General features: G+C 73.7%; 5 protein-coding genes. 3 read left to right on the forward strand and 2 right to left on the reverse strand.

Annotated elements, in window-relative coordinates; genetic code table 11:
- The first annotated feature begins 138 nt into the window (after window positions 1-138).
- From ABT085_RS41705 to ABT085_RS41715, 3 genes are all read left to right on the forward strand, one after another.
- Window positions 139-603 carry an ATP-binding protein gene (locus ABT085_RS41705; RefSeq protein WP_351620919.1) on the forward strand — a complete coding sequence of 155 codons (465 nt, stop codon included), beginning with the start codon at window positions 139-141 and terminating at the stop codon, window positions 601-603.
- Between the two features lie 308 nt (window positions 604-911).
- Complete coding sequence (locus tag ABT085_RS41710; RefSeq protein WP_351620922.1) at window positions 912-1,781, forward strand: SigB/SigF/SigG family RNA polymerase sigma factor; 870 nt, start codon at window positions 912-914, stop codon at window positions 1,779-1,781.
- Window positions 1,782-1,812: 31 nt separating this feature from the next.
- Window positions 1,813-2,646 carry a DUF1206 domain-containing protein gene (locus ABT085_RS41715; protein ID WP_351620925.1) on the forward strand — a complete coding sequence of 278 codons (834 nt, stop codon included), beginning with the start codon at window positions 1,813-1,815 and terminating at the stop codon, window positions 2,644-2,646.
- 251 nt (window positions 2,647-2,897) lie between these two features.
- Here ABT085_RS41715 and ABT085_RS41720 read toward each other — a convergent pair whose 3' ends face one another.
- Window positions 2,898-5,180, reverse strand: coding sequence for an FUSC family protein (locus tag ABT085_RS41720; RefSeq protein WP_351620928.1), 2,283 nt, complete (start codon window positions 5,178-5,180; stop codon window positions 2,898-2,900).
- 82 nt (window positions 5,181-5,262) lie between these two features.
- The gene (locus ABT085_RS41725; protein WP_351620931.1) at window positions 5,263-6,627 is read right to left on the reverse strand and encodes an NAD(P)/FAD-dependent oxidoreductase; all 1,365 of its coding nucleotides are present in this window, start codon (window positions 6,625-6,627) and stop codon (window positions 5,263-5,265) included.
- Between the last annotated feature and the right edge of the window lie 404 nt (window positions 6,628-7,031).

Genomic DNA, 7,031 nt, shown 5'->3' on the forward strand with positions numbered 1-7,031 from the left:
GCTGATTCCGGGCGGCGCGAGAGCGGGGCCCGGTCCGGGTGCCCCTCGCGGGCGCCGCGGCCGGACGGAGCTCGGGCGCGGGTCGCCCGCGAGCCCTGTCCGGGGCCGTGAAGAAGCGATCGCTCAGGGAGCGCGACCATGTGCGCGAAGCCACCGACCGGACCCGCCACCGATCCCGTGCGGGGCCCGGACGACCCGCACACCCGGGCCGGCTGCGACAGCCGGCGGCCCTGGTGCCCGGCCGACGTCCGTATCGCCGTACGGCGTGTGGTGGACCGGTGGTGCCGGGAGGAGGGTTCGCCCTGCGACGAGGACGCGCTCTCGGACGCGCTGCTCGTCGCCTCGGAACTGACCACCAACGCCATCCTGCACGGCGGCGGGGTCACGGGGGTCGACGTGGACCTGGAGGGACGGGCCGTACGGGTCTCCGTCTGCGACCGCAGCGAACGGCTTCCGGTCTTCACGCCCTTGGCCGGCCTCAGGGAGCACCGGCACACCGGCGGCCGCGGCTGGCCGATCGTGTGCCTGCTGTCGCGGGACGTACGGGTGACGGACCTGCCCGCGGGCGGCAAACGGATCACCGCGGTGGTGCCGGTCCGGTGACCGGTCCTGTGACGCGGGCGGAGCCCGTGCACCGGGCGGGTCCGCCGAGGTGCGCGGACCGCTGCCGGGGTTTCCTCCCGGCCCGGCGGGAGCGAGGTCTCCTCCCGGTCCCGCGACCGTGCCGTCCGTCCCCGGCCTCCTGCCGGGCCGCCGAGTTTGTGCCCCGCAAGCCAGGGCAGACGCACGTTCGTGCTTCGGACCGGAGGCGCGCCCGCGGGAGCGGTGTGCGGGCCCCGGTGTGCTGGGGCCGCCGAGCGAGGCCCCTCCCGCGCACATCCCAGAAACCATCTGTTCGGGAGTGATTCCGCATGCTCATCGACGCATCGACAGACAGCACCGACGCACGCGATCGTCCCATCCCGCCCGCGCGGCGGCCGCACGACGACACCCCCGACACCGCAGGCCTGTTCACCCGTCTGGTGGACCTGGAGGACGGTCCCGAGCGGGACGACGTCCGCGACCGGCTCGTCGCCGCCTGGCTGCCCATGGCGCACCGGATCGCCGGACGCTTCCGCGAGCGCGGCGAGTCCCTGGAGGACCTGCGCCAGGTGGCCGCCCTCGGACTGGTCAAGGCGGTCGACCGGTTCGACCCGTCCCGCGGGGCGTTCGAGAGCTATGCCGTGCCCACCATCACCGGTGAGGTCAAACGGCACTTCCGCGACCGGATGTGGGCCCTGCGGGTGCCCCGCCGGGTGCAGGAACTGCGCAACAAGGTGCGCGTCGCGCGCCGTGAACTCACCCTGAACCCCGGCACCCCCGAGCCCTCGGTCACCGACATCGCCGCCCACACCGGGCTGACGGAGGACGAGGTCGGCGCGGGCATGGAGGCGCTGGAGAGCTTCAGCACCCTGTCCCTGGACGCCGAGCTGTCGTCCGCCGACGACGGCCACAGCCTCGTGGACACCCTGGGCGAGCCGGACACCTCCTACGATGTGGTGGTCGACCGCGAGGCGGCCAAGGAAGGTCTGCGCCGGCTGTCCGAGCGCGAGCGCGCCGTGCTGTACATGCGCTTCTTCGAGGACATGACGCAGAGCCGTATCGCCGACCGGCTGGGCATCTCCCAGATGCACGTCTCGCGGCTCATCAGCCGCAGCTGCGCCCGCGTGCGCGACCAGGCGCTGGAGCGGCACGGAAGCCGACGCGGGCCGGGCCGGGGCGGCCGCGGCCGGACGGCTTGAGGACGCAGAGGACGCAGAGGACGCGACGGACATGACTGTCAAGGCCGACGGCGGGCGGAGCGAGGCCGAGCGGGTGGCGAGGGGATCCGTGACGGAGGGCGCAGCGCGGGCGGGACTGATCGCGCAGGGTGTCATCTACCTGCTCGTCGGGGTGCTCGCGTTGCGCATCGCCGTCGGCGACAGCAGTCACCAGGCCGATCGCGGCGGCGCCCTCGCCGAGATCGCCGACCAGCCCTTCGGCGACGTACTGCTGTGGGCGTTGGGCATCGGAGTGGTCGGCATGGTCGTGTGGCGCCTGTCCGAGGCGGTCTTCGGCGCGGTCGGGCCGGACGGCCACAAGCCGCACATGCGGCTGCTCGCCGTCGTACGGTGCGTCTTCTACGTCTTCGTCGCCTTCTCGGTGCTGGCGTTCGCGGCCGGGGCGGGCGGCAGCGGCAGCGGGGCCGGCGACCGGGAGTCCAAGGACGTCACCGCCCGGGTGCTCCACCTGCCCGCGGGGCAGTGGCTGGTGGCGGTGGCCGGGGCCGCGGTCGTCGTGGCGGGCGTCTGGATCGGGGCCCGAGCCGTCATGCGTTCCTACCGTGACGAGCTGAAGCTCGCGCAGATGTCGCGAGGCGCCCGACGGCTGGTGGACGTGACGGGTGTGTCGGGCGGCGCGGCGCGCGGTCTGGTGTTCGCCGCGGCCGGCGCGTTCGCGATCCGCGCCGCGGTCGACTTCGACCCCGACCGGGCCAAGGGCCTCGACGACAGCCTGCGCGCGTTCGCCGCCACGCCGCTGGGCCCGTCGCTGCTCGGCTGCGTGGCCGCCGGTCTCGCCCTGTTCGGGGTGTTCTCCTTCGCGATGTCACGCTGGCGCAGGGTCTGACGGCGGGGCCGCGCGGGGGTGGTCGCCGACGGGCGGCCTGCCCGCGGCTCGTCCTCGGCTGTGGCCGGCGGGCTCTTGCCTGTGGTTCGTTCTTGGCTGTGGCCGGCGGGCTCTTGCCTGTGGTTCGTTCTTGGCTGTGGCCGGCGGGCTCTTGCCTGTGGTTCGTTCTTGGCTGTCACCGACGGGAGCTCGCCCGCAGCCGGTCCTCGGCTGTCACCGGCGGGCGCCTGCCCGCGGTTCGTCCTCGGGTGTCATCGGCGGGCGCCTGCTCGTGGTTCGCCCTCGGGGGTCACCACCCGGACGTCCAGCGGCCGGGCCAGGCCCACCACCGCCTCGTCCAGGCGTTGCAGATGGCGCAGCACCCGGTCGGTGACCCGGCCGAAGCGCGGGCCGACGTCCGGTCCCAGCAGGGACGCGATGCTCGGGCCGGTCCACACCCGGAACTCTCCGCCGGCCTCCTCGTCCGCGAGGTGCGCGACCCGTGCGGCGATCGCCGCGATGTTGTCCACCACGCGCCGCCCGGCCCGCCGCAGCCGCGGGTCCGCCGCGATCGACGGGTGAGTGGGCAGCAGTTCGGCCGTCGCCGCCAGGGAACGGGCGTGATAGGCGCACGTCTCCAGCAGCGCGAGCACGTAGCGGGCGGTGTTGCGCCGGTTCCGCAGCGGCGTCACCGGATGCGTCAGCGGCTGCACGGCGGCGCTCAGATCGCTCAGGGCCCGGTCCAGCTCGCGCGCCCGGTCCAGCAGATCGGCCGGGTCCCCGCCACTGAGCTGACCGACCGCCGTGTCCGTGACCTCGCCGAGCCGCTCCAGCACCGTGACCAGCAGTTCGTCCGTACGACGGGCCGTGCGCACCGGCATCACCACCGCCGCGGCGATGACCCCGCACGCGGCCCCGAGCGCGGTCTCCGCCACCCGCAGCAGCAGGACCGACGGCGAGTAGGTGTGCAGCAGGGTGTAGAGCACCCCCAGCGCCGCGGTCACGAAGAACGACATCAGCGTGTACGACAGCGGAGCCGTGTAGAACATCGCGAAGAGGCAGAACAGCACCAGCCCGAACGCCGTCCAGGTGTGCTGGCCGACCAGCCCCGCCAGCACGATGCCGGCGCACACGCCCAGCACGGTCCCCACGACCCGGCGGGAGCCCTTGACCAGGATCTCGCCGGTAGACGCCGTGTTGACGAACACGATCCAGCAGGTCAGCACCGCCCAGTACCAGCGCTGGCTGGAGAGGAACTCCCCGCCGACCATGGCCAGCGCCGAGCCCACGGAGACCTGCACGGCCGTCCGGGTGGTGGGCCGGTCCAGGCCGGTGAGCGTGCTCGTCCGCTGCTCGTGCTCCTCGGCACCGGCGATCGCGGCGTCCTCGGCGTCCAGCTCCTCGCGGGAGCGGGCCGTCGAGGGGCTGTCGTCCGTCTCGTCCTGGGGCCCGTCGAGGGCGATGCGCAGACCCAGCACCGCCCGCGCGGCCTCCCCGACGCCCCGGAAGACGTCCCGGACGGCCGGTGAGGCGGGCGGCAGGTTCTCCTCCTCGCGGTAGCCCAGGAGCCGGTTGCGCAGCACGGCCGACGCGGTGCCCCGGCTCCCGGACACCGGGCGCAGCACCAGCAGGCGCAGCGCCTCCAGATCCCGCCGCAGCTTGTCCGTCGCCTCCTCCCGCACCGGCAGCCGACCGCCCGACGGCAGCGGCGCGCCGGCCAGATGCAGGGTGAGGGTGCTGCCGGCCTGGTCGGGACTGCGCGCGGTCAGCACCAGCAGCCCCAGCCGCTCGGCGGTGACCTCGGCGTCCGCGATCCGGCGTTGCAGCAGCCGGGCCACCGACGGGTCGGAGGTGCCGTCCTCCAGACGGCCCTGGATCAGCAGCGCCGTCTCGTGCAGCCGCGCGGTGCCGCCGCGCACGTGCTCCAGCGCCTTCTGCACGTCGTCGGGACCCGCGTCCAGCAGTTCGATCTGCGCGGACACCAGCTGGGCGAACCGGGCCCTGAACGCCTGGCGCAGCCGCTCCAGCACGCCCTCGGGAGTCTCCGGCACCACCACGAACCGCACGAGGGCACTGCACAGGAACGCCACGCACAGGACGCCGTACAGGGCGGGCAGCGCGGGGACGGTGGCACCGACGAACAGGGAGACGAAGTAGATCTGGAAGGCGATCAGGCCGAGCGCCGTGCCGCGGTCGCCGAACCGGCGGCCGTAGACGGCGCCGAAGATGACCAGCACGAAGACCAGGTCGCCCAGGACGACCCGGGAGTTCAGCAGCGCGCCCAGAGTCAGCGAGGCCAGCGCCACCGGCAGGCCCAGGGCCAGCGTGACGGCCTGCCGGTCGCGCTGCTTCTCCTGGACGGCGAACGAGGCGGCCATCGCCGTGATGGCCCCCGCCACCAGATGGGGCACGTCGGTCCCCAGCAGGGCGAGCACGACGAGGGTCAGGGCCACGGACCCCACGGTCCGCAGCCCGGCGGCCAGCCGCAGCAGCCCGGGATCGGATGCCGCGAGGTCGTCCCGCAGCCGGGCCCAGGCCCGTCCGGCCGCCCTCACGGCGCCGTGCTCTCTGCGCTCTCTCCCGCCGCGCTCGCTCCCGCCCCGCGGCCTGGGCGCGCGCCGGACGCCGCGTGCCGTGTCACTGCTTCGGCGAATGCGTCCGGGCCACGTGGGCCCGTACCTCGTCCGGGGTCAGATAGTGGTTGGCGTACTCGAAGTCCTTGAGCTTGGCCGGCCTGCGGGACTGGAAGCCGGTGCGGACGAAATCGTCGCCGGCGAGCGCGTTGAGCGTCCAGTTGGTCAGCACCCGCGCCTTGGCGACGTTGGTGCGCAGCGCCGACCAGTGGTAGCCGCGCGCGACCGCCTGGGCGACCAGTCCGCGCAGTTCGATGCCCAGCGGCTTGGACACGGCGTCCGCGCCGCCGAGGTCGACGACCAGACCGAGATCCCGGTGGACGTACGGGGTCAGCGGCTGGTTGCGCAGTGTCGCGATGACGTTGTCGGCGACGTGCCGGCCCTGCCGCATGGCGTGCTGCGCGGTCGGCGGGCAGATCGCGTCGTCGCCCTTGGCCCTGTCGGGTACGGCGGCGGCGTCGCCGAGCGCGAACACACCGTCCTCGCCGGGCAGGTGCATCTCCGCGTTCACCGCGAGCCGCCCGCGGACCGTCTCCGCGCCGAGTGTGGCGATGAGCGGACTGGCGACCACCCCGGCGGTCCAGATCAGGGTGTGGGTGGGCACCACCCGGCCGTCCGTGAAGGTGACCTCCTCGGCGGCGGCCTTGTCGATCGAGACGCCCAGGGAGACCTCGATGCCGCGCCGGGCCAGGATCTCCTGGGCGCTGCGTCCGAGCTTGTCGCCCAGTTCGGGCATCAGCTTCGGCGCGATGTCGATCAGATGCCACTTGATCAGGCTGGGGTCCAGCCGCGGATAGCGCCGGACGGCACCGTGCGTGAGGCGTTGCAGACAGGCGGCGGTCTCGGTGCCCGCGTAGCCGCCGCCGACCACCACGAACTGGAGCCGGGAGGCGCGCTCCGCCGGGTCGTCGCTGGCGTCGGCGAGATCGAGCTGCGAGATGACGTGGTCACGGAGGTACGCGGCCTCCGCCAGCGTCTTCATGCCGTACGCGTGATCGACGAGCCCGGGGATGTCGAAGGTGCGGGTGACGCTGCCCGGGGCCAGCACGATGTAGTCGTACCGCTCGTCGACGATCTTGCCGGTGATGGTGCGGATCACGCAGACCTTGGCCTTGAGGTCCACGCCGATGGCACCGCCCGGGATGATCCGGGTGCGGTACTTCTTGCTGCGCCGCAGGGACAGGGCGATCGACTGGGGCGTCAGCACGCCGGAGGCGACCTGGGGCAGCAGGGGCAGATAGAGCTGGTAGGACTGCGGCGTCACCAGAGTGATGTCGGCCTCGTCCGGGGGAAGCCTGCGCTCCAGGCGCCGTACGCACCCCACTCCCGCGAAGCCCGCGCCCACCACCAGGATCCTGGGTCGTGTCACGATGGTTCATCCCTTCTGCGGCTCCAGGCGGTCTGCCTCGGCACCATTCGCGTGCCCGCCGGGCGCTGCTTCGCACCTCCCGATCCCACCGCGCCCGAAACACCCGCCGACCGGGTGCTGTGGCGTGCAGACGAACGAACAGATCTTCAGTCTGCCTGCTCGGCGGCCATGGCGCGTGGGGAGCCGGGACGCGACGGCGCTCCCACGGGTCCCACCGGCCCCACGGGTTCCACGACCCCGACGCCGTACACCTGCGGCACCTTTTTGGCCTCCCCGGACTTCATCCGGGGACCGTTCCGGGCTCCCCGGTGCGCTCCGCACGGGCCGCCGCGCGCTCCGCACGGGCCGCCGCGCGCTCCGCACGGGCCGCCGCGCGCTCCGCACGGGCCGCCGCGCGCTCCGCA

Source organism: Streptomyces sp. NPDC002265 (assembly GCF_040296125.1).
Lineage (GTDB): Bacteria > Actinomycetota > Actinomycetes > Streptomycetales > Streptomycetaceae > Streptomyces.